This window comes from Nostoc sp. (genome assembly GCF_054880495.1).
The window spans coordinates 1-21,797 of sequence record NZ_JBTYKD010000078.1 but is presented as its reverse complement, the minus strand read 5'-3'; the positions used below and the strand labels follow the sequence as shown (position 1 = coordinate 21,797).

At 42.1% G+C, this 21,797-nt stretch carries 23 protein-coding genes; 9 read left to right on the top strand and 14 right to left on the bottom strand.

Annotation, left to right across the window (positions count from 1 at the left end; all coding sequences use genetic code 11):
• Positions 1-94: 94 nt before the first annotated feature.
• On the top strand, positions 95-1,519 hold the full coding sequence (gene glnA, locus ACYTXL_RS08990; protein WP_461924421.1) for a type I glutamate--ammonia ligase: 1,425 nt from the start codon (positions 95-97) through the stop codon (positions 1,517-1,519).
• Positions 1,520-1,760: 241 nt separating this feature from the next.
• On the opposite strand, the gene gifA is transcribed toward glnA, so the two are convergent.
• Positions 1,761-1,961 carry a glutamine synthetase inactivation factor IF7A gene (gene gifA / locus ACYTXL_RS08985; RefSeq protein WP_461924420.1) on the bottom strand — a complete coding sequence of 67 codons (201 nt, stop codon included), beginning with the start codon at positions 1,959-1,961 and terminating at the stop codon, positions 1,761-1,763.
• Between the two features lie 594 nt (positions 1,962-2,555).
• Here gifA and ACYTXL_RS08980 point away from each other — a divergent pair.
• Positions 2,556-3,452, top strand: coding sequence for a ferritin-like domain-containing protein (locus ACYTXL_RS08980; protein ID WP_461924419.1), 897 nt, complete (start codon positions 2,556-2,558; stop codon positions 3,450-3,452).
• A gap of 350 nt (positions 3,453-3,802) precedes the next feature.
• Here the strand turns inward: ACYTXL_RS08980 and ACYTXL_RS08975 are convergent, their stop codons facing one another.
• The 4 genes from ACYTXL_RS08975 to ACYTXL_RS08960 form a co-directional block, all read right to left on the bottom strand.
• Positions 3,803-4,084 carry a hypothetical protein gene (locus tag ACYTXL_RS08975; RefSeq protein ID WP_461924418.1) on the bottom strand — a complete coding sequence of 94 codons (282 nt, stop codon included), beginning with the start codon at positions 4,082-4,084 and terminating at the stop codon, positions 3,803-3,805.
• Positions 4,085-4,143: 59 nt separating this feature from the next.
• Complete coding sequence (gene patX / locus ACYTXL_RS08970; RefSeq protein WP_461924417.1) at positions 4,144-4,371, bottom strand: heterocyst-inhibiting protein PatX; 228 nt, start codon at positions 4,369-4,371, stop codon at positions 4,144-4,146.
• A gap of 113 nt (positions 4,372-4,484) precedes the next feature.
• A complete protein-coding gene (locus ACYTXL_RS08965) occupies positions 4,485-6,299 on the bottom strand; it encodes an FAD-dependent oxidoreductase (protein ID WP_461924416.1) in 1,815 nt (604 codons plus the stop codon).
• Between the two features lie 190 nt (positions 6,300-6,489).
• On the bottom strand, positions 6,490-7,068 hold the full coding sequence (locus tag ACYTXL_RS08960; RefSeq protein ID WP_461924415.1) for a hemerythrin HHE cation-binding protein: 579 nt from the start codon (positions 7,066-7,068) through the stop codon (positions 6,490-6,492).
• Between the two features lie 604 nt (positions 7,069-7,672).
• Here ACYTXL_RS08960 and ACYTXL_RS08955 point away from each other — a divergent pair.
• Positions 7,673-8,608 (top strand): hypothetical protein, encoded by a 936-nt coding sequence (locus tag ACYTXL_RS08955; protein ID WP_461924414.1) that lies wholly within the window; start codon positions 7,673-7,675, stop codon positions 8,606-8,608.
• Between the two features lie 67 nt (positions 8,609-8,675).
• On the opposite strand, the gene ACYTXL_RS08950 is transcribed toward ACYTXL_RS08955, so the two are convergent.
• Complete coding sequence (locus ACYTXL_RS08950) at positions 8,676-10,346, bottom strand: dipeptide ABC transporter ATP-binding protein (RefSeq protein WP_461924413.1); 1,671 nt, start codon at positions 10,344-10,346, stop codon at positions 8,676-8,678.
• A 483-nt stretch (positions 10,347-10,829) separates the two neighbouring features.
• On the opposite strand from ACYTXL_RS08950, the gene ACYTXL_RS08945 reads away from it, so the two are divergent.
• Positions 10,830-11,138: a hypothetical protein gene (locus ACYTXL_RS08945; protein WP_461924412.1), complete on the top strand. Its 309-nt coding sequence runs from the start codon at positions 10,830-10,832 to the stop codon at positions 11,136-11,138.
• Between the two features lie 283 nt (positions 11,139-11,421).
• Here ACYTXL_RS08945 and ACYTXL_RS08940 read toward each other — a convergent pair whose 3' ends face one another.
• Positions 11,422-11,631, bottom strand: coding sequence for a hypothetical protein (locus ACYTXL_RS08940; protein WP_461924411.1), 210 nt, complete (start codon positions 11,629-11,631; stop codon positions 11,422-11,424).
• A gap of 261 nt (positions 11,632-11,892) precedes the next feature.
• Between ACYTXL_RS08940 and ACYTXL_RS08935 the strand changes: the two genes are divergently transcribed.
• Complete coding sequence (locus ACYTXL_RS08935; RefSeq protein WP_461924410.1) at positions 11,893-12,204, top strand: hypothetical protein; 312 nt, start codon at positions 11,893-11,895, stop codon at positions 12,202-12,204.
• Between the two features lie 259 nt (positions 12,205-12,463).
• On the top strand, positions 12,464-12,802 hold the full coding sequence (gene trxA, locus ACYTXL_RS08930; RefSeq protein ID WP_461924409.1) for a thioredoxin: 339 nt from the start codon (positions 12,464-12,466) through the stop codon (positions 12,800-12,802).
• 306 nt (positions 12,803-13,108) lie between these two features.
• On the opposite strand, the gene ACYTXL_RS08925 is transcribed toward trxA, so the two are convergent.
• Together ACYTXL_RS08925 and ACYTXL_RS08920 are read right to left on the bottom strand one after the other, a co-directional pair.
• The gene (locus ACYTXL_RS08925) at positions 13,109-13,642 is read right to left on the bottom strand and encodes a dihydrofolate reductase family protein (protein WP_461924408.1); all 534 of its coding nucleotides are present in this window, start codon (positions 13,640-13,642) and stop codon (positions 13,109-13,111) included.
• 252 nt (positions 13,643-13,894) lie between these two features.
• Complete coding sequence (locus ACYTXL_RS08920) at positions 13,895-14,149, bottom strand: TIGR03643 family protein (RefSeq protein ID WP_461924407.1); 255 nt, start codon at positions 14,147-14,149, stop codon at positions 13,895-13,897.
• Positions 14,150-14,229: 80 nt separating this feature from the next.
• Here ACYTXL_RS08920 and ACYTXL_RS08915 point away from each other — a divergent pair, with 80 nt between their 5' ends.
• On the top strand, positions 14,230-14,457 hold the full coding sequence (locus ACYTXL_RS08915) for a hypothetical protein (protein WP_461924406.1): 228 nt from the start codon (positions 14,230-14,232) through the stop codon (positions 14,455-14,457).
• 99 nt (positions 14,458-14,556) lie between these two features.
• Here the strand turns inward: ACYTXL_RS08915 and ACYTXL_RS08910 are convergent, their stop codons facing one another.
• The 5 genes from ACYTXL_RS08910 to ACYTXL_RS08890 form a co-directional block, all read right to left on the bottom strand.
• Positions 14,557-14,892, bottom strand: a complete 336-nt coding sequence (locus ACYTXL_RS08910) for a hypothetical protein (protein WP_461924405.1) — start codon at positions 14,890-14,892, stop codon at positions 14,557-14,559.
• 102 nt (positions 14,893-14,994) lie between these two features.
• Positions 14,995-16,785 (bottom strand): ABC transporter ATP-binding protein, encoded by a 1,791-nt coding sequence (locus ACYTXL_RS08905; RefSeq protein WP_461924404.1) that lies wholly within the window; start codon positions 16,783-16,785, stop codon positions 14,995-14,997.
• 240 nt (positions 16,786-17,025) lie between these two features.
• On the bottom strand, positions 17,026-18,819 hold the full coding sequence (locus tag ACYTXL_RS08900) for an ABC transporter ATP-binding protein (protein ID WP_461924403.1): 1,794 nt from the start codon (positions 18,817-18,819) through the stop codon (positions 17,026-17,028).
• A gap of 445 nt (positions 18,820-19,264) precedes the next feature.
• Complete coding sequence (locus ACYTXL_RS08895; RefSeq protein ID WP_461924402.1) at positions 19,265-19,477, bottom strand: type II toxin-antitoxin system HicB family antitoxin; 213 nt, start codon at positions 19,475-19,477, stop codon at positions 19,265-19,267.
• On the bottom strand, positions 19,461-19,727 hold the full coding sequence (locus ACYTXL_RS08890; protein WP_334791720.1) for a type II toxin-antitoxin system HicA family toxin: 267 nt from the start codon (positions 19,725-19,727) through the stop codon (positions 19,461-19,463). The genes ACYTXL_RS08895 and ACYTXL_RS08890 overlap by 17 nt, the downstream gene beginning before the upstream one ends.
• A 694-nt stretch (positions 19,728-20,421) precedes the next feature.
• On the opposite strand from ACYTXL_RS08890, the gene ACYTXL_RS08885 reads away from it, so the two are divergent.
• A complete protein-coding gene (locus ACYTXL_RS08885) occupies positions 20,422-21,192 on the top strand; it encodes a pentapeptide repeat-containing protein (RefSeq protein WP_461924401.1) in 771 nt (256 codons plus the stop codon).
• A gap of 50 nt (positions 21,193-21,242) precedes the next feature.
• A partial coding sequence (locus ACYTXL_RS08880) for a TenA family protein (RefSeq protein WP_461924400.1) occupies positions 21,243-21,797 on the top strand: 555 nt, incomplete at its 3' end.

The following is a 21,797-nucleotide window of genomic DNA, read 5'->3' as shown; positions in this document are numbered from 1 at the left end:
TCAGGTGTGTCACGGCTTGATTGAGATCAGCAGGGTTAGGATGCTTTGGAAGATTCTGGTATTACTTTAGAAAATTGGTAGAGAAGGAGTAACAATGACAACACCGCAAGAAGTCTTGAAGAGAATTCAAGATGAAAAAATTCAACTGATTGATCTCAAATTCATCGATACAGTAGGAACTTGGCAGCACCTCACACTGTTCCAAGACCAAATCGATGAGACTGCATTCACTGATGGCGTACCTTTTGATGGTTCCAGCATCCGAGGTTGGAAAGCGATCAACGAATCGGACATGACGATGGTACTCGACCCCAACACTGCTTGGATCGACCCATTCATGAAAGAGCCAACGCTAAGTATAATTTGTAGTATCAAAGAACCCCGCACAGGCGAATGGTACAACCGTTGTCCACGCGTTATTGCTCAAAAAGCAGTAGATTACTTGGTTTCCACTGGTCTTGGTGATACAGTCTTCTTTGGACCTGAAGCTGAGTTCTTCATCTTTGACAGTGCTAGGTTTGCCCAAACTGCTAACGAAGGTTACTACTTCTTAGACTCTGCAGAAGGTGCTTGGAATTCCGGTAAAGCCGGTACCGATGAAAAACCCAACTTGGCTTACAAACCACGCTTCAAAGAAGGTTACTTCCCAGTTTCACCGACGGATTCTTCTCAAGATATCCGTACAGAGATGCTGTTGACAATGGCAAAATTAGGTGTACCTATTGAAAAGCATCACCACGAAGTCGCTACTGGTGGTCAGTGCGAACTAGGTTTCAAGTTTGGGAAGTTGATCGAAGCGGCTGACTGGTTGATGACTTACAAATATGTCATCAAGAACGTTGCCAAAAAACACGGCAAAACCGTCACCTTCATGCCAAAACCAATTTTTGGCGACAATGGTTCGGGAATGCACTGTCACCAGTCCATCTGGAAAGGTGGCCAACCTCTGTTCGCAGGTGATAAGTATGCTGGTTTGAGCGAAATGGCGTTGTACTACATTGGTGGTCTTCTCAAACACGCACCAGCACTGTTGGCAATTACCAACCCTAGTACCAACTCATACAAGCGCCTAGTCCCTGGTTATGAAGCGCCTGTGAACTTGGCTTACTCCCAAGGGAACCGTTCTGCTTCTATCCGTATTCCTCTATCTGGCACTAATCCCAAAGCCAAGCGTTTAGAATTCCGTTGTCCAGATGCTACTTCTAACCCTTACTTGGCATTTGCTGCAATGCTTTGTGCTGGTATCGATGGCATCAAGAACAAAATCCATCCTGGTGAACCCTTAGATAAGAATATCTATGAACTCTCTCCAGAAGAACTGGCCAAGGTTCCTTCAACTCCAGGTTCTTTAGAATTGGCGTTGCAAGCACTGGAAAAAGATCACGCCTTCTTGACAGAATCAGGCGTCTTCACGGAAGACTTTATCGGAAATTGGATTGATTACAAGTTAAGTAACGAAGTTAAGCAGTTGCAGCTACGTCCTCATCCCTACGAGTTTTACCTCTACTACGATGCTTAATTAAGTACCCTATCTAACTAAAATAGGACTTACGCAAAACTACACACTGTAGGGGCTATTCATGTAGCTTTAGCTGACCGCAGGGTATTGTCCCTAAGAAGAAAATCAGAGTTTCGGCTATTGTTTGCGTAAGTCCTATAAAAGTAACAAATTTTGCCACCCTAAAGTAGAGGGTGGCTTTTTTTCCAGAGTTGTCAGTTGAGACATTCACTCAAGAAATCAACCTTAAAACTCTTGAAACTTAGCTCATGGAAGCATGACTAGGCCCATAAATCATCCGAGCGCTAGCATCTACCTTCCCTTGAATCGGGTTCCAATAGTAAGATGCTTCTTCAGGAAGACCAAGTTCTTGTGCAGCACGCATCAGCATTGATTGTTGACGATTCTTGACTTGCTGATGTTCACGCACGATTAACGCACGAGATTTATCTGCGATAGACATAACGATAGTCCTCTCTATTTTGGGAATATATAATTTTTTTTACTTAACTAATGTAGCAAAAAATCTGTAACATAAGATACTTTTTACGAAAATTTATATTTGCCTTTGCTGACAATATCAGGTATTTTCCTGCTAAAGCTGGAAAAATCCCTCCCAATCCACCTTTGATAGGCCAGATTTGTCTCAGCTTAAAAAACTAGGACTTACGCAGTGAAAACCTGAAACCTCGATCCCCCCTAACCCACGCCACTTGCTCCACTTGGGGAGACCCCAGACGCTCGCAGACTCGCTCTCCGTGGCGCTATCGCTTTTAGCCTCTCCCCTTGAGAGAAGACCGCAGTGGCTCTCCTTAAAAAGGGGGGATCTGAAAAGCCCCCTTTTTAAGGGGGTTGGGGGATCTCTTCTGCGTAAGTCCTAAAAACATATCTTTCCCAAGACTGAACATTTATTCGTTATATTTATTTACACTTGATTTAATCTCAAGTGATTAATTTTTGTAACTTTTACTCTTTTTTCAGTGACGCGGCACAGATACACCAGCTGCACAAAACTAAGTTAGGATCAAATACAGATTTACAAAAATTTACATAATTTATGACAATTAGCTACCCACGTAAATTTCAGAATGTTTTAGGTGCCAGAGAGATATTGAAACGGGTGGTATGCGATCGCGAAATCCATCTAATTACCCTCAACCGCTATCGTTACAGTGAACAACGCAGTTGCAAAGATCTGACTGAGGTAATTGAACAACTGAATGGACAGCCACCGGAACTGGTGCGGGATTTGTCTCATCACATCTCGGATGAAGCTCGTCATGCCATGTGGCTAACTGATTTGTTGATTGATCTGGGAAGTAATGTGGGAACTCCTCCTGGAATTTCCTATATTGATGAATTTGATCGGCTGCTCGACAAAGACACCTACGATCCAAAAAATAACCGAGACGACAGTATAATTGGTGGTTTAGCAGCAATTAACATTACTGAAAAGCGGGGTTGCGAGTATTTCTCTGCCCACATTCACGCCCTCAAACAAGCGCCGCAGACAACAGAAAACATCAAAATTCGGGAAACGATTGAAAAAATTCTCCCAGAGGAAGTGGGACACGTCCGGTGGGGTAATCGTTGGCTAGGAGAACTCGCGCGTAAGAGTCCAGAACATCGGCAAAAAGTAGAGCAAGCCAAGCGAAAATATACCGCAATTGAACAAGCGGCGTTTGAATCGGGAATGGATATCACGTTGGGTGCAGAACTGCGGCGAGTTGCCAACTTGGTGGAAGTGGCAAATACCATGCCGGTTTGGCAACGTCCCCAATACCTGATGGAACGCTTACCCCAGACTTTGCTAGCGCCCGAGTTGCAATTTACTAGGATTCAGGTTGCACAAAAGGCTTGGCAGCACGATCCACAGGCGTTTATGGAGAAGTTTGTGCCAATGTTCCTGAACGGCATCCAGGGAACAGAAATTAACCGCAAGATAACAACATAGGACTTACGCTTTAAGTAAAATTCATCTAAAAAGGTCAGATGCAAAATTTTGCATCTGACCTTGGGTGTAGAATAATTAAAATGACTAAGATGATCTAGCAGATCCTTCTTAATATTTATAGGACTTACGCAAACAATAGCCGAAACCCTTATTTTCACGTAGGCGGAATACCCTGCGGTCAGCTAAAGCTATATGAATTGCCCCTACAGCGTGTACTTTTGCGTAAGTCCTATATTTATTTCGTCGGCAGCCATCTGCTGAATGTCTGAGAAGAAAACCTATTGGGGAATAAAGTGAAGTTGCCTGAAGACTGTTTCCTCAACAAGCAAAATGTCTGAATTAGATGTGCTTTAGATTAACTGATAGCTTAAGTAAGATCTATTTCTAGAGCCGTTGAGGATTGAGACGCAGAGCTTCCCAGCAATATGAGCAAGAGTTGTGTAACTTTTGAGGAGTTGGTGATGCTGTTGATCAAGGCACTTAATTAGATTTGCGTTTTGATCGCCAGGATTGATGCCAACTATATATACAAAGCTTGCAGTTGAAATACTAAGCGATCGCTGAAGATTTTCGGGTGTCAACTGTATGTATCTGTATCTCTGCCAGAAAAGCTGTGTAAAAGATGTTAGCACAACAGCCGGTTTTCTGGTACTTTAGTTACTTTGGGAAAAGAGGCATTACCCGACGGTAGTTAAACCACACCATACATATTTCCGAATTTTTGCGTTACTTCTCTACGCCCACTACCGCGATGACGTGGGGCATCATCTGGATCTTGTTCAGATGCTGCCGAGAGCCACTGTTCCGAAGCAGGCGTGGAAAGCAGCCCATAGGATAAGTGATTGACCATTGTTTGGCAGTTATAAGCTAAGGGGCCGAACACCAAACTCGATACTAAAAGTGAAATGGCAGCACGCATAGAAGATGTCTATTTTGGAACTCTCCACTTCACTGATACTTAGCTTTTTGATTAATATCCGGACAAATCATCAAAAAGTATTCTGTTTTACTGAAAATAAACTCTTCTTATCCTTAGTTTAAATGTTCGACTAATAACCAATTAGCAAAGTGATTCTGATGACCCCACAATGTAACTAATTGTTCGTGGGGATAAGTGCGTAATTGCTCATCGATATGCGATCGCAAAGTCACAAGCTGCCAATTTTGACCTTGATATGCGGCTGGTGTTGTAACAGTAAATCTGTATTCTTGCTGTGACAAGCGGTAGAAAATGCCTTTGAAACAGTTACTTTCCCGAATTAATGTCTTGGAGTCAGGGTACTCATTCGCCGATGGGCAAGGGCAATCGCCACTAACTGGATAGGCTTGTGGATTATCTAAGTAATACAGTTGCCAGTGCCGCCAATCCGAACGATTGGGTGGAAGATTAAATAAAGGAATAATTAGCGCTTTTGAGCAATTATCTGACAATAAAGCTGTTTGCAGCGCCCTAACAGATAAATCCCTCGGCTGGCAGTTTAACTCAACACATATCGCTGCTGCCATTCCTGCTGCTTGACCAATACCCATAACCACAGGTTGTAATCTGGTGGCGCCATTGGCAATGTGAGAGACAGAAATATTCTTTTCACAGACCAAGAAACCATCTGTTGTGGCTGGAATTAAACAACTGTAGGGAATTGTAAAGGGAGTCCCAGTCCAACGTCCTCCCCAACGGATAGATTTAGGTTGCAGTGGGAATTGAACACCAGGATAATGATGGTCATTGGCGTAATTACCAACTGCGATCGCTTCTCCTGTGGTCGCCGCTTTGCGATGCCTGCGGCGGGCTACGCCTACGCAAAAACTCGCATCATTAAATATAGATGCAACTCTACCTCCAGCAACGGGCAAAATATCCTGTTCTCGGACAGTAGTTAGCCCCACCAAGCGACGGCTTTCGCGGTAATAAGGATGCAGTGCAAAAGCTGTAGGAGTATGAGGAAATAGTTTTTTTGCTAAACCATAGCGACGACCAAGCTGTTTTTGGATAAAATGGGCAAAATTTTGGCTGTGCCAGCGAGATTCTTGGATAAATTCACCTCTGGATAGCTCTGACTTTATCAGTCGGTCTACTTCTTGGCCGTAGTCGTTGCCACAAATTGGCCAATTAATCATAAATAGACCCCCAGGCAAGCGTCCATAATTTAAAAATGTTTCTGCTCCATAGCCATCCCAAGCACCTGTAAACTGGGATGGATTATAATTAGGGACGGGCGGAATTTCTGGAGCAACGGCTTCACCAAAGTCTTGCATAATCACTACTGAAGTGGGCGCTTGGACAGGATATCTCTGGGTTAAAGAGTTAAAAGTCACTGGTGCGCTAGGTTCTCCCCACTCAGATTGCAATTCCCAGCCCCATCGGTAAGGTATCTCAGCTAAAGCTAATAAATCTCCTAATTCTGTAGCGTCGAGAATAATTTTGGCTGTGACAGCAAAATCAGCAAAGCGGACACCAGTAATAGAATCACTCTCCCGGAATACTTCTAAAGGCACTTGTCCAGAAATCCAGTGGAGATTTGGCAATTCCTGCACCCAATCTGCAAAAATCTCTGCCCCAATTCGAGGATCGTAACTAAAAAAGCTTACCCAGCTGTTATCTAATCCTCCCGGTTGTCGTTGTCGCAATTCCTGCAAAAAGGCACCCCATAATCCCGTTTGAAAGGCTTCTAATTCGTTGCCATCGGGTACAGATACTCCTGCCGAAGTCAGCATCCCCCCCAACCAAGGAAATTCACTCACCAGAATCGTTTTGGCTCCTCGTCGCGCCGCTTGGATAGCAGCCGCAGTGCCTCCGGTTCCCCCACCGACAACTAAGACATCAGCTGTGTATGTCTGATGAACCATCTGCTAACCTCACTGGAGTTTCCGACATATTCTCCTAAAAAAAGCGATCGCATTTCAGTTTTTATCTCAAACTGAGTGCGATCGCTGTTAGTTTCCTTAAATCACAAGGAATTATTAGGATTATTTATTAATTAACACTTACTCAACTAAAAGTTAAGGGAGTGTTGCATTATATTAGCAGCCTACTTTTCTACTTTGTTAGACCATCAAACACACCTCTCAAAGCTGCAACAGCATCTTGAGTCCGCGCCCAAACACCTTGATCTGGGTCTTGACCTGTAAGTTCTCTTGTACCCAACACTTCTAGCACACCTTTCAATTGTTCTTGATGAGCGCGATTCTCAAAGTTTACTTGATTGAGTGGCCCAATAGCTTCTTTGACATCATCACCAACCACCTGAGAAGCTTTATGGATAATTAAACCAGTCATTACGGCTTGGTGCTTAATCCTTTCGTGAATAGAAACCTTTTGATATAGTGTCAGCTCATCCCCATCTATTATACGGTTTACTTGCTCAACGTACTGCCCGATGGTATCTCTAGGCTGAACTGAGCCACCACCAAATTTAGAGATGACTTCCTCGATTACTCTGAGATTTTCTTGATCATCTTTGAGAAAGTCGTTTAGTCGCTTGCTAATTTCTTGATCGTTCCTTACCGCAGGTAGTACTTTTTGTTCATTAGCAATTAACAACTCTTGTATAGCTTTCAAATCTGCTAGTTCTGTAGCGATCGCGCTACGCTTGGTATCATCTAAAGCTACAACCATTTCTAGACTTTCCTGAAATAATTTAGAACACGATTAACCTCTCACAATTGTTTGACTCGGCGCATCCTTCGTGAGATATATTCTCATCTAATACTTAAAGTCGCACTAAACAATACCAGAAGCGATCGCCATCTTTACAATGCCTCTGGTTCCAAAACAATGGCGTTTAAGCTCCCACAAGCCATCAACAGAAAACTCAATAAAATTGCAGAAACCTGCTTCATTGGAATTTTATCTAAATATCTATATAACGCTTTTGTCAAATTGAGATGATTTAAATTTTTGTACTCAGCTAGCAGAAATATTTTAGCAAAGTTGTTACTTTGAATTTATACATCAGAAAATATAATGTCGAATCCTTTAATAGCAAAACTTATAAAGAATTTTATTCTGGGTGGATAGGCATAGGATTTAGGATTATATGTAATCTAAGAATGACTTGTATTATTTAGTCTGGCTGATCAGAACTTTTTCTAAGTGGATATTAATTAGTCCAACTTGTATATACACCTAAAGATAGAGGTTTTGACTAAATATTTGTATTTAAACTTAACATAAATCTAAACTCTATGGATTACTACTATTTAAGTAATATCAAAGTCTTATGTTGATTAATTGTTTGAAAAAGAATTATAAATTAAGTTTAAATAAGGCTAGCCATGTCTCAAATGTTGAGATAGCACTGTTTATAGATCAAATCAAAAGTAATATCTGGCAATTTGGTATTCTATCTTGGCTTTTTGGAATAACCGATAGAAGCATAGCTGCATTTGCTGATGGTCATCTATCTGCTATAGAAATATCTCAGTTATTTACAGCCTCTTTCCTTTTTGTGAGTTGGCTATATCTCAAGCCGGAGGAAAGCTTCAATAGCAATGATTTAGTCCCCAGCCAATATCAAGAATATCTTGATCGTACTCAAGCTAACAAGCTTCAATTAAAAAAGCTCCACATGATTAGTCAGGAGTATATTTTACCGTTTCCTTATATTTGCCAAATTTACCATCTATTGAACTTAAAACATTTAGAAACAGTTCATCGGTTTAGCCTTACTAATCTTAAAATTCTGAATATTAGCCACTTTCAGACCACAAACAACGGTGGGATAATCAAATTTCAAACAAGATTAGATTCGCCAGCTAATCCTCTGAGAATTTGGCGACAGCCGACTGTGGAAGTGGATTTAATCTTACATACTCCCTACACTATTGAACTGAGTATTCCAGTCTACAATCAGAAAAGAATATTTGTTATATTTTATGCTTTCCCCTTAAATGACTCAGAGCATCACCTATTTATAGATATTTATAGTGACCTAGAGTGGCCAAAGCCATTATTACAAATAATATTGCATTTTGCTTCTTGTTTGACACTCTTTGAAGATTTGCCCTATCTAAGTGCTTTGGCTGAGAAAAATATAGAGCGTTTATTCAACTTAAATAGGACTTCAAATCATGAGAGTGCGTTGCTGTTTAAAAGATTCGTTGAGTTATATGGTTCGAGTGGAGAAACAACTAAATTACTTGAAGGAAGGGAGTAGAGATGCGATTAATCGCGTCTGTACAGGAGTTGGGAATTTTAAACTCATAACTCTTGATTTTATTGAGTTAGGCTCGTGCTAGTAATGGAGCAGCAGCTAGTAAGGTTTTGGTATATGGGTGCTGAGGATTAGCAAAAATAGTTTTTGTCAGACCGAGTTCGACAATTTTACCGCCATTCATCACGGCAATACGATCGCACAAAAATCTCGCTAACCAAAGATCATGAGTGATGAACAGATAAGTTAACTCAAACTCTTCCTTTAATTGCAACATCAAATCCAGCACTTGCGACTGCACGCTGGCATCTAACATACTCACGGGTTCATCGCAAATGAGAAGTTTAGGGTGAGTAATCAAAGCACGAGCGATCGCAACTCGTTGCTGTTGTCCTCCAGACAAATCTGATGGATAACGCTCATAATAGACTTCTGGCGGTGTTAACCCAACTTTTTCTAGCATCCACAAAACCTGTTCTTTTGCCTTAATGGGATTGGCAAGATTGTGGATAAATAAAGGGTCAGTGATACTTTCTCCCACTGTCATCGCTGGATTAAGACAAGCATGAGGGTCTTGAAAAACCATTTGTATTTGTCGCCGTGAGGAGCGAATTTCTTGACGCGAGAGTTTAGTTAAATCCTGTCCTAAAAACTCAACTTTGCCACTAGTGGGACGAATTAGTTGCAAAATTGTTCGTGATAGCGTACTTTTACCACAACCTGATTCCCCAACTAAGCCGAGAATTTCTCCTGGATAAAGATCCAGGTTAATACCATCTACTGCTTTAATTGTCTGCGCTTGTGTGTTAAACAGTCGTTCGATAAAGTTAGGTTCTATGGTGTAGTATTGCTTGAGTTCTGTAACACTCAAAATTGGGGATTGCTGATTAATAATCGGTAATTGCTTTTCTGCGTCATTGGCAATTATCAATTCTCCATTATCTTTTACTGCTTGAATGTGTAAAGCTGCTTTTAAAAGCGATCGCGTGTATTCATGTTGAGGGTTTTTAAATACGGTTTCTGTAGAACCCATTTCGACTATCTTGCCGTTGTACATAACGCCAATGCGATCGCAATACTCAGCCACCATTGCTAAATCGTGAGAAATCAGCAGCAATCCCATGTTTTCTTCACCGCACAGGCGAGTTAATTCTTGCAATATCTGCGCGGAAACGGTGACATCTAAACTAGTGGTAGGTTCATCAGCAACAATCAACTTGGGGTTCAGGAGTAAAGCTAAGGCGATCGCTACCCGTTGGCGCATTCCACCGCTAAACTCATGAGGATACTGATTCCAACGACTAGCGGGAATATTCACCTTTGCCAAGGTAGCAAGTGCTTTTTCTTTGGCTTCTCGCGTTGATAATTCTGGTGAGTGCGCCTGAAGGGTTTCGATACAATGCTTACCAATCGTCATTAGCGGATCGAGGCGTGTCATCGGATCTTGAAAAACTAATGCGATCGCTTCTCCGCGAAACTTCCGCAACTGGTTAGGCATCAAGTCAAACACCGATTGTCCTTGAAATATCACCCGTCCCTCAACACGACTAGACGCTGGTAGTAAACGCATTACTGCCCGTCCGATAGTTGACTTACCACAACCCGATTCTCCCACCAATCCCATTCTTTCACCTGGTTGCAAGATGAAAGATACATCATCAACCGCCCAGCTTGCTTCTTCTCCACTCCGTCGAGGATAGGCAACTTGCAGATTTTCGATACAGAATAAGGCTTCACTCATAGTTAGTTATCAGCCCTGAGCTACCAGCTTTTATAATTTTAAATTTAAGATAGTCTATCAGATTCGTATTAGACCTTAGTTGGGTGAACATCTTTATTGTCTTAGCGATCGCAACGAGATCCGCCAATGTTCTATCATACTAATTTATACCGCTTGTCTGAAGTTTTATCCGTTCATGTAGGAGATGCGGAAGTTTGGCTACCTTTACAGCACATTTCATCTGAATGAGGTACACAAGGGCAGGCAGGATGCCCACCCCACAAGATTTATCATATTAAGATGTGTACTTAATTTACCTGCAAAGTGCTGTATGTCTAGTTAATTGAGATGGTAGCTGGATTTACGCCGTGCTGTACTAGGTGTTTAGCTGATTAATTCACCCATTTGTGGGAGGTAATTAACAAGTGAATAAGTGTACTTTGTTTATAATCCGACCAACACAAAATGGTTTTAAGCAGCATTCACGTAATAAATGTATCAATCATGCTAAACCTGATATTCACCGGATATATAAAAATAAAACCCTTGGTGGTTTTAACAGCTTTTTTCCTGACTTTACAGACTTCTGCCAATGCTCAACAAGCCTTCTCTAGTTTGACTCCAACACAAGCTCAACATTTATCCCGTGACTTGATTCCATATAATTCTCAAGATTTTTTTAGCCAAGGAAAAGATTCGATTGAGAGAGAAATTCAAATTCTTAGGCAAAGGCAACTGCGCTCAATTAAACCTGTTCTTAAGATTGATTCAGTACCGCAGATAAAAATACCACGTACCCAGCAAAAATCCTAACATCTAACATCTTATCTAACTAACAATCATCATCCTTCTATGACACCTTATAATTAGGACCAAGGCGGGCAAGACTTCGGCGTGAGGGTTCGACCCTTCGGCAAAGCTCAGGCCAGGCTAACGCTCACTACAAGTCAGTCGAACGCTGCCCACCCCACAAATAGTAGTAATTTATTTGTTGTCAGTCCCTTAAGCGATCGCTACTATCACAATCACTATACTGTGTTTCCTAATAGCAGAGTTTTTGTGTTTTCAATAAACTTTGCAACATAAATTTACAATTTTAATCGTCTAGCAAACTCATCAACGCCTGAATTTCAACATCTTGCACCTCTGATAATTGCCCCTGTAACTTTAATAGTTCATTCTGTAATCCTTTTGCTACATAGAGCATATTAGATTCTTGGGCAATTTTTAGCTGATTTTCTTTAATTTTGATTTGTTTAAGTAAGTTGTTTTCAACATGAATTGAATTGTAATGTTGAGCAATCATAGCTTTACATTTTGTATCAATCTCTAGAGTGCAATTAAATTTACCATCTATGTATTATTCCACAGTTTTATTATTTTTTAAATATCTGGTGATTTAATCTTGATTACTTGCTGTGTTTACGGCTATGGCGCTTCTTCTTGTCTGAGTAGTTTAGTTTCTGTTTTTTAGGGTCTTTTAGGCATTGAACCGGACGCTCAATGGCATTTTGGTCTATTTTCACCGAATCTTGTGGATATGTTAAACGTTTTTTTGTGAACAGTTATGAACTTAAAGTTTAATTCCAGAAACATTTTTACATTTGTAAAAGTTCTATCTACAATACTTATAACAAGCGCAATTGGATTAGAATCGTGGAATATTTATGCAGTAATAACTAATAGTAATCTACCAAGCAGCCTGAATCTAATTTTTGGGATTGAGCGTTTGGCGATGACGAGCCATTTCATCGAAAGCATTATAGCAGCTTTTTATGCAACCTCAAGAAAAAAGATGCCAATAAAGTATGCTATTTATACTTTTTTTGTAGGCACAATTGGGTTGTTAGAACTGTTCTCTCAAGAGAATGACCATTAAGGCTTCTCCGTCTTGAAGGTGTGAAATGTTGGGATTAGGTAGGTTGCTACGGTGGAATGGTACTTACTTAAGCAAAAGTTGCTGCCCAGATCCCCGACTTCTTCAAGAAGTCGGGGATCTAAATCCAGGCTGCTAATCAAAAGTTAGTTGCGGGGGTTTCCCGATGTCGGTTACAGGTAAATCTGACAGGCAGAAGGGAGTATAGTTTGTATAGTTAGCTTTTTACTGAAATTTTAGTTTAGCACTAAGGAATTAAAAAATGTCCACTGATACTCACATCGTTGCTTACGTTCAAGAAAGTGAATTTGATGCTATTTTAACTGAAAGTGAAGAGAAAGTCGTTGTTGTTGACTTTACTGCTACTTGGTGTGGTCCCTGTCGCTTGATCAGTCCGTTAATGGAGCAACTCGCCCAGGAATACAAAGGTCGCGCTAAAGTCGTTAAGATAGACGTTGACAGCAACAAGCCGATTTTCAAAAAATTCGGTCTTCGCAGTATTCCAGCAGTTTTAATTTTTAAAGATGGTGTTTTAGCTGAAACTATTGTGGGAGTTTCTCCTTACGAAGACTTCAGTAACGCTGTTCAGAAGCTTCTTTAGCTATAGCGGCTGCCATAATGGTTAGGACAAGTCTGCTATGGATAGCTGTGACAGCCGCTCTCTTAGGGTTTGAGAATGTCCTAAGCTGTCTGTCTACAGCTATAATTCGTAATTCGTAATTCGTAATGACGCTCGATGACTCGCTAACGCTGCGCTAACGTAATTCGTAATTAACAAGGGTTTGATTCTCCTGCCTAATAACGGCAGTAACGTTTCAGGTGGAGTTTAAATTCCCGGAAGTCCGAGGATCAGCTTGCGAGGCTCGGACTTCTCACCACTTGAAGTATAATTATGAATTATCAATTTTTAAACATTTACTTTTCGCCTGTAATGTGATTGCAGTAAACCACTAGGATATTGTTTTGAGTTAATCATCTCCAATTTTTCTTCAGCGCTAGACGGTGGGAAAAGGTGTATACCACCACCTAAGATAATTGGAATAGTTGAAATAATATATTCATCAATCAAGCTGTGTTGAAGAAATGAATTGATTAATGCTCCGCCACCAACTAGCCAGATGTTTTCCAAGCCTTGAGCCTGTATATTTTCTAAGACGTGGTTCACTGTGTCAGAAACAAACACAATGTCTTCGCAGTCAGTTTTGAGATGACGTTGGGTGAAAACGAAGGATTTTTTTTCTGGATATGGCCATTCATCAAAACTAAGTCCAATTTCATACGTCTTGCTGCCCAAGACAATAGCATCAATCGATTCGTAGAAAGCAGTGTAACCGTAGTCTTCCCCTTCTGTATCAAGGATTGATAGCCAATCAATTTCACCATCACTGCGAGCAATGTACCCATCGAAACTAGCTGCGATGTAAAGGGTAACTTTTGTCATTGTGCTTCTGAATTTGGTAGTTTTCACTCAATTAGGGGAAGCGCGATCGCAGGCTTATTTCTTCTCAAGTATTTTAGCCTCTGATGGTTATGCGATATTTTGATTAAACACATTACATTATAGCGATGTCTACGATGGTCACTGACTTGTGCCCAGCGCAGCCGAGGTAGCTTGCCGTACCACTTCGTGGAAGCAAGCTACGCGCAGCGTCTCGTAGAGAAGTGCGGGCTACGCCTACGCTCATCCGATTACTTAGATTTTTTGATTGTGTGATTTAAACCGACCGGCAATAAATTCTCGCTTAGATAAATGTTTTGTATCGCGTTTGGTGACTCGCTCTCGCCACATTTTGAAACTAGATTCTTTCATTTCGCGCCTCATTAGGGCAATTACCTGTTTTTCCAGCAGCCCAAACTGAGCCTCAATGGCATCAAAAGATGTTCTGTCTTCCCATGCCATTTCAATGATGCGATCGATGGTTTGTGAATCGAGGTTAGGTAGCTTCATTCTTTTGCTGTGGTGATACAAATCACTGACGCAAGGTGAACAACGGTAAATACTAAATTATATTCTATATAAATTGATATATGAATAACTACCAACGCTATTACGAAAGTAAACACGGTAAGCCAAAAGAAGGTCTATTATCTAACCGCGCAAAAGAAAACTTAGCAACCATTATAAACCCAACCCACGCTCAGGTCGTTGCTTTTATCTTGTCTTTCCTAACTTTTACATTTGTCAGGCTTGCGCCAAAAGCTATACAGCATTGGGATAAGATACTACCTCAAACTGTAGAACATACACAAAAGTAATCTGTAGCTAAATAAAGAGGGCGCACCTAAACACGTACCCTCTTCTAGTTATCCTCACCCTAGGGGGCACAACAGACGACCAGAAAGGTTAGTGTCAGTTCACGGAAACAATGGTAGTTCCAAGCCTTCTAGTAGTTCTTTTATACTCATGCCTTTAGTCTCTGCAATAATCACAACAGTTAACCAAAGCTGCTTATTCAGAAAAACTTGTTCCATTGTGTTTAGCGCTTGTTTATTAACGCTCTCAGTTCCAAACAAGAGTTTATAAGTAGCATTGTGGCATTCTACAAGCCTTTGTTTCAGAGCAGTTCCTTTTAGCCCTGTGTTCACTTGGATAGCTCGACAAAAGGCTTTGTAAACACGTTCGCTTTCTAACATAAGTTCGACATTAGGAGGATTGTAGGCGGAACCAGTGTTGTTACCTTGGGTGTTCATTGGTTATGTCGTTTTACTCAGGTGAACTTGTTCTGTGTTACTATCATCAACTAACGCTGTTGGCTACCGTCTGGCTAATCACACCAGCTAACTTAACCCCAGTTATCTTACTTCCATTGTGTCTGCTGCACCCAGTTGCAAGGCATAGAGGTTTGCATAGACACCTTGCTGATTAATCAGTTCGGCGTGAGTACCCTGCTCGACAATTTGTCCCTGCTGAATTACTAATACCTGATCTGCCTGAGTAACTGTACTGAGGCGGTGGGCAATTACGAAACTGGTACGACCTTGCAGCAAGCGGGCGATCGCAGTTTGTACTAGCGCTTCTGTGCGGGTATCAATGCTGCTGGTGGCTTCATCTAGAATCAGAATTCGGGGGTTGATCAACACCGCACGCGCAATACTGATCAGTTGTCGCTGTCCTTGGCTCAGGGGTGCGCCCCGTTCACCCAATTGAGTTGTATAACCCTGTGGCAGCGAGGTAATGAACTCATGCACATTTGCCATCTGTGCAGCCGTTTCGATATCAGCTTGGGTAGTATCGGGAGCGCCAAAGGCAATGTTTTCGGCGACGGTGCCGCTAAACAGAATATTGTCTTGCAGAACGATGCCAATTTGATGCCGCAGACTTGCTTGAGTAACGCTACGCACATCAATATTATCAATTTTCACTACACCGCCAGATACATCATAGAAGCGCGAAATCAAGTTAATGATTGTACTTTTCCCCGAACCGGTCGGCCCGACTAACGCAACCATCTGCCCAGGATAAGCGTGCAAATTCACCCCTTTGAGAACCAATTGATCTGGGTTGTAGCCAAACTTGACATTCTCGAATGTCACCTCGCCTTGAATGGGCAACATTTCTATTGCATCGGGTGCGTCTTTGAGTTCTGATGGTTCATCTAGTAATAGAAAGATTCGCTCTAATCCGGCGAATGCAGATTGAGCTTGGGTGTAAAACTGGCTGAGAATCTGGATAGGGCGGAAGAATAGCTGGACGTAAAGTAAAAAGGCTGTCACCACACCCACTGTTGCAGCTCCTGTTACCGCGAGATAGCCGCCATAGGCTAGCACACCTGCGGTTGCTAGGGTGTTGAGAAAATCAATCGAGGGTAAAAAGGCTGAAGTAATTACCACAGCTTCCACATTGGCATCACGATTAGCAGCGTTGAGAATGTCAAATTTTGCGATGTTCATCTGTACACGATTAAATGCCTGTGCTTCTCGCACACTGCCAATATCTTCTTCCAACTTGGCAGAAAGCTCCCCAATCGTCTGTCGGGTAACGCGAAACTTGACTCTTGCCCAACGTGCAAATAAGCTTGTGGTAAAAATCATCAGTGGCACAACTAAGTTGCTCAACAAGCCAAGTTTCAGGTTGATTGAGAGCATAGCAATGACAATACCGACTAAACTGAAAGTGTTGCCCAACATTTGGGCGATCGTCAGTCCAAATGCCTGATTTACTGTATTGACATCATTCAGCAAGCGGCTCATTAAATCGCCTGCTTCGCTGCGATCGAAAAAGCTGAGTGGCAGACTTTGAATTTTAGTGAAAATGTCTTGCCTCAGTTGACCTAGCAATCGCTGCATAATCCAGCCGACTCGAAGAATTTGACCCCGGATTGCTAAAATACCAAGTCCGTAGTTGAGCGCTAATAGCCCTAATAATAGCAGTAGTCCTTGCAAATTCCCTTGTGCAATTAGGTGATCAATCGACCAGCCAAGAAAGAATGGGCCAATTGCTTGGGTTACGGCACCAATAAATACTAATGTCAGGGCGATGGGAATTTCTTTGCGATAGAGTTGCAGGTATTGCAAAAAGCGCCGCAGGGTAGAAAGTTGCTGACTCGCCTGCTCAGATACAACAACGGGAACTGTGCCTCTCATAAAAATTTGGGATTTTAGATTTGGGATTTTGGTGAAGCAACGCGGGAACAGGGGGTTTCCCCCATGAGCGACTGCTGAACTCGAAGAGATTAAAAGTCTTTATTACAATTTCCAGCTATAGCACAGACCTAACCTCCAGCCCCTTCCCTACTAGCGTTGGGGAGTAAGATTCAAAGCCTTTCTCCTTTTAGGAGAGAGGTCAAAGTGTATTGCATACAAACGAGAAGCGCTATAGAGTAATTATCCTAACTTGAGATCATTTTTTTGCTTCGGCTTTACCTGAGATTCCAAAATTACACCGTAGAGTGGGCTGCTTTGCATTAATTCCTCGTGGGTGCCTTGTGCCACCAATCGTCCTTTATCCATCAGAAAAATCCGATCGGCATTCTTGACGGTACTGATGCGTTGAGCTACTACAAAAGTTGTACAAGCTTTTTGGCGCATTAAGTCATCTAGTTTGGCTTGTATTTGGGCAGCAGTTTTGGCATCCACAGCCGAGGTACTATCGTCCAAAATTAAAATACTGTAATCGGTTAGTAAGGTACGAGCGATCGCAATTCTTTGTTTTTGTCCACCAGATAAGCCCACGCCCCGTTCTCCCACAATCGTCTCGTAGCCATCGGGTAGACTGATAATAAAATCGTGCATTTGTGCGGTTTTTGCAACCTCAATCACCTGCTTTAACGTTGCATCGGGTTTTGCGTAGGCAATGTTTTCGCGGATTGTGCCAGAGAAGAGGGTAGTTTCCTGAAATACAATTCCAATACGCGATCGCAGGCTTTTTAGTGTGAAACTTGTTACATCTCGTCCGTCAATACGAACTGCTCCCCCTGTAACATCGTAAAAGCGGGGAATTAAGTTCATAATTGTGCTTTTTCCTGAGCCAGTCATCCCTAGAACCGCGATCAGTTCGTTGGGTTTCGTTTCAAAGGAAACTTCTTTGAGAGTTTCGGTTGTCGCTCCGGGATAGCGAAAGGAAACATTTTCAAAGGTAATTCTACCTCCGCAGGTGTCAAATGGGACAGCACCGGGGCGATCGCGAATTTCTACCTCTGCATCTACAACTTCATAGACTCGTTCGGCGGAAGCAGCTGATTGAGCGATCGCCGGTGCAGCAAATCCAATCAACAAAATTGGTTGGAGAATCAACGCTACGTAGGAGTTAAACGCCACGAGTTCGCCAATGGAGAATCTCCGCCCAATCACCTGCGCTCCCCCGTAGGCGAAAACTGCCAGTGTTACCAAATTACTCAGCAAAAATATCAACGGCAAGGTATCACGAATCGCGCTAATGGTCTTCATGTTTGCCTTGAGTAGGGCATCATTCATGGTCGTGTAACGCGACCTTTCGGTTGACTCCCGCACAAAGGCTTTCACTACTCGGATTCCTAATAAGTTCTCTTGTAATACTGCATTTAGGTCGCTCAGTTGTTCTTGTACTTGCCGAAAAAGTTTGTTATTTCCGTTGATAAATCGCGCCATCAACGATGCAGCTAGGGGTATTACCGTTAGCGTAATCAGTGCCAGTTTCCAGTTCATCAGCAGCAAAATCACCGAAACAGTTACCAATGTCACAATTCCACCAATGACTTGAATTAAGCTGGTGGCAACAAAGGTACGGATCTGCTCAATATCGCTGGTGACACGGGTTAGTAGTTGGGAAGTCTGCGCTTGGTCATGATAGCTGAAACTGAGATTTTGAATCTGGCTGAAAATTTTGTTTCGCAGGTCATAAGCTACACCCTGAGACACTGCTTCTGCTAAATAGCTTTGTCCAAAGTTAAATATACCACGAGCGATCGCGGCGACTACCATCCAGGCGGCGCTATATAGCACAATTTGGATGTTTTGTTTGATAATGCCCTGATCAATTCCCCAGCGAAATAGTTGCGGGGTAATTGCGTTGGCGATCGTCAACAGCAACAGGCTGGCTAAGGCTCCCAGCGAAGTCCATCGGTAAGTACTCAAACTTTTAAGCACGCGCCCGGTTGACTGGATCGACGAAGTTTCCTGGAGTTCTGCTTGCTGAACCAATGGTATTTACCCCTGTATCTTTGGAAAATTATCTCCTACTTTGATTGTAATAATTGTAAAAAACCAATTAGCGAAGCTGGGGAAGTGAATCAGATCGGGATTTTATGTCCCTGGCTTACCTCACCCTCAATCCCTCTCCTTATAAAGGAGAGGGAAGCTAGATACAGGATGAAGTTTTGCATTTTATTTAATCCACGTTCCTAAGAAAAGGTTATAGTCCGTTTTAACGGACTTTAGCTATGAGCCTCTGAACTTCAGTTCTGGACGGTTTCTGTCTAAAACGAAATAGCCTTAAAATCGCCATTCCAAGTAGTTATTGATTTGGGAGTTAAGGTATGAATGCTGAAGAGTTGTTGAGAAGATATGCTACTGGAGAGAGAAATTTTGCTGGAATTGAATTTGACCTAAAATACCAAGGTTTGTTTGGACTTGGTTTGTGTATGAATTAAATGTACATTAAACGCGGTCTAGGTTCAGGAATTGGACGCCCTAAATCCTTAGCTGTTTCTATCCATTCCTGCATAACTAATTCTACATTATGCAGGGCTTCTTGATAATTATCGCCATCAGCAGCACAACCTAATAACTCTGGCACTTCAGCAATAAAGGCTTGCTCTAATTCACTCCAGTAGAGAATAATTTCATAGCGAAACATCATTCTTCGTTCCTAGCTTATACTTGATAATTACTGCACGAACTTGTTTAATTTGATAGCTTTTGGCTTTTCCTTTCTTATGTTGCAGGTTCAATATCTCCTCAACATCGGCTTTGACAAAAATCCGATGATCGCCACGAATCCGCTCATCAAAGCCTAGTCTATATAAAAGTTGCCACAGTTGGGCGAAAGGGATATCTGTATCAGAAGTCCCAGAGAGAATTTTTTCTAAGAGTTTATCTTGCTGACTCACGTTTTTTTGACTATCTTAATGTTTGTTTTGACTATCGTGGAGCCGTAAAATCGTGGCGAATTCTGGGTTGAAATTTAAACCCATAGGGGAGGCAGCGCATTGCGGTGAGGCAGTCCGGTCTTGGGGGTTTCCCCCATGAGGAACTGCCGAACCCGAAGGGGGGTTCCCACGCCACTCCCCCCAACGGAGGAAACCTCCGCAAGGGGGTGGCTCCCCGTTGTAGCGACTGCCGTCGCGCAGAGGCACGCAGAGAATTTACTACGACTTCATGAAATGTTGTACTTAGCCTCCAGAGGCAAAAGTACGCCGATCAAGGGTTAACCTCAGTATAAATAATTAGCAGTTTGACAGCAGTTATTTTAACATTCACCCTGAGCTTATTTACAAAATTAAGTTTATCTTCTCCAAGGCAGAAGACTGAAGAAGTAAATTTGCACAACCAGCAAGTGTTTAGAGCGATTCTTAGATGAATAAAAACACCTGACTTCAATTAAAGCCAGGAACTATAATCTAGAGTTCTCTTGACTCCCCAATCAACGGGAGTATTCAACCCAACCGAGAACCGCTATACTCAAATTTATAAGTGATATAGGCAACTAGAGAGGGCAAAATGTTGAGATTGCTCATATCATAGGCTGAGGTATAAATCCTTCTTAGTTAATGTTAAATATTGAGTAAGAAATATTACGTAAATATGAAAAACCAAATTTTCAGCGCAGCCACATTTTTAACAACGATTATTTTGACAACAAGCGTACAAGCCGCAAATTCTGAACATATCAAACAGTTATTGGCAACCAAACAATGTCAAAATTGTGATTTGACTAGTGCAGGTTTAGTGATGGCTGACTTATCTGGAGCCAATTTGAGCGGTGCTAATCTCACAGGTGCTAACCTCAGCCGTGCAAACTTGAGCGGCGCAGATTTGCGGGGTGCAAACTTGAGTGGCGCTAGTTTATTTGGTGTTAACCTGAGCCAAGCTAAATTTGGTGGGGCAAATTTGACGGGTGCTGATTTGAGAAATACTTATTTAGCAAATGCAGAACTGACTGGTGCAAACTTGAATGGCGCTGACTTCCAGGGTGCAGTTGGTATACCATTACAAATTGCTTCACCAGAAGAATTTTATGCTTGGGGTGTAGCAGAAGGGCAAAAAGGCAACGAACAGCAAGCAATCAGTTATTTTAATCAAGCGATCGCTATTAAACCAGAATATGCTGGTGCTTATTTAGCTCGTGGTGTCGCCCGTTACCAAATACTAGATAGGCCAGGTGCATTCCAAGATGCCCAAGTTGCTGAAAAGTTGTTTACATCCCAAAGCAACAGCCTGGGAACGCAAACAGCCCAAGCTTTTATTAAAGAACTGCAAGCACCCGTAAATGATAAGGTAAGCACTGGTAGCCCCAGTTTCGTTGACTTTTTGGGAAGTCTTGGCTCAGTCTTGCTCCAGTTCTTACCTTTTTGAGTGCTTCTTTTTTCAGGGGAAGAGTTGAAAGAACAGACGGATAATAACAGATGACTTTATCTAACAAATTATGGACAACTAATCAAGACTTAGCCCAAGCTTGCCTAGAGCATCCTTTTGTTAAAGGCATTGGCGATGGTACTCTTGAGAAGGTGAAATTTGCTTACTACGTAGGACAAGATGCTTTTTTCTTAGAAGCTTTTGCCCGTGCGTATAGTATCGCCGCAGCTAAAGCACCAGACTGGTTAGGTTTCACCACATTTCATAACTTAGCTAGTGGAGTTTTAGAAGAACTGCGGCTACATAGTGGCTATGCTTCTGAGTGGGGAGTCAATTTGCATTCTGTAGAACCAGGAACAGCTACCCGCCGTTATACTGACTTTTTGTTAGCAACTGCTTGGGGTGGAGATGTGGGTTTAACTGCGGCGGCGATGTCTCCCTGTATGCGTTTGTATGCCTTTTTAGGAGAACAGTTGGCTCGTAACGGTATTCCTAATCATCAATATGCAGACTGGATTCGTACTTACAGCAGCGCAGATTTTCAACCATTAACAAAACAATTAGAAAGTTTAGTTGACAATTATGCCACTACTAATGCTGTTGTA

Excerpts from the sequence above, each read along its gene's own strand:
- patX (WP_461924417.1), bottom strand. The coding sequence starts at position 4,371 with ATGCGTGCTGCCATTTCACTTTTAGTATCGAGTTTGGTGTTCGGCCCC.
- trxA (WP_461924409.1), top strand. The coding sequence starts at position 12,464 with ATGTCCACTGATACTCACATCGTTGCTTACGTTCAAGAAAGTGAATTT.
- ACYTXL_RS08945 (WP_461924412.1), top strand. The coding sequence starts at position 10,830 with ATGCTAAACCTGATATTCACCGGATATATAAAAATAAAACCCTTGGTG.
- ACYTXL_RS08905 (WP_461924404.1), bottom strand. The coding sequence starts at position 16,785 with ATGAGAGGCACAGTTCCCGTTGTTGTATCTGAGCAGGCGAGTCAGCAA.
- ACYTXL_RS08965 (WP_461924416.1), bottom strand. The coding sequence starts at position 6,299 with ATGGTTCATCAGACATACACAGCTGATGTCTTAGTTGTCGGTGGGGGA.
- ACYTXL_RS08920 (WP_461924407.1), bottom strand. The coding sequence starts at position 14,149 with ATGAAGCTACCTAACCTCGATTCACAAACCATCGATCGCATCATTGAA.
- ACYTXL_RS08885 (WP_461924401.1), top strand. The coding sequence starts at position 20,422 with ATGAAAAACCAAATTTTCAGCGCAGCCACATTTTTAACAACGATTATT.
- ACYTXL_RS08960 (WP_461924415.1), bottom strand. The coding sequence starts at position 7,068 with ATGGTTGTAGCTTTAGATGATACCAAGCGTAGCGCGATCGCTACAGAA.
- ACYTXL_RS08950 (WP_461924413.1), bottom strand. The coding sequence starts at position 10,346 with ATGAGTGAAGCCTTATTCTGTATCGAAAATCTGCAAGTTGCCTATCCT.
- ACYTXL_RS08940 (WP_461924411.1), bottom strand. The coding sequence starts at position 11,631 with ATGATTGCTCAACATTACAATTCAATTCATGTTGAAAACAACTTACTT.
- ACYTXL_RS08895 (WP_461924402.1), bottom strand. The coding sequence starts at position 19,477 with ATGATGTTTCGCTATGAAATTATTCTCTACTGGAGTGAATTAGAGCAA.
- glnA (WP_461924421.1), top strand. The coding sequence starts at position 95 with ATGACAACACCGCAAGAAGTCTTGAAGAGAATTCAAGATGAAAAAATT.
- ACYTXL_RS08925 (WP_461924408.1), bottom strand. The coding sequence starts at position 13,642 with ATGACAAAAGTTACCCTTTACATCGCAGCTAGTTTCGATGGGTACATT.
- ACYTXL_RS08915 (WP_461924406.1), top strand. The coding sequence starts at position 14,230 with ATGAATAACTACCAACGCTATTACGAAAGTAAACACGGTAAGCCAAAA.
- ACYTXL_RS08980 (WP_461924419.1), top strand. The coding sequence starts at position 2,556 with ATGACAATTAGCTACCCACGTAAATTTCAGAATGTTTTAGGTGCCAGA.
- ACYTXL_RS08910 (WP_461924405.1), bottom strand. The coding sequence starts at position 14,892 with ATGAACACCCAAGGTAACAACACTGGTTCCGCCTACAATCCTCCTAAT.
- gifA (WP_461924420.1), bottom strand. The coding sequence starts at position 1,961 with ATGTCTATCGCAGATAAATCTCGTGCGTTAATCGTGCGTGAACATCAG.
- ACYTXL_RS08935 (WP_461924410.1), top strand. The coding sequence starts at position 11,893 with ATGAACTTAAAGTTTAATTCCAGAAACATTTTTACATTTGTAAAAGTT.
- ACYTXL_RS08955 (WP_461924414.1), top strand. The coding sequence starts at position 7,673 with ATGTTGATTAATTGTTTGAAAAAGAATTATAAATTAAGTTTAAATAAG.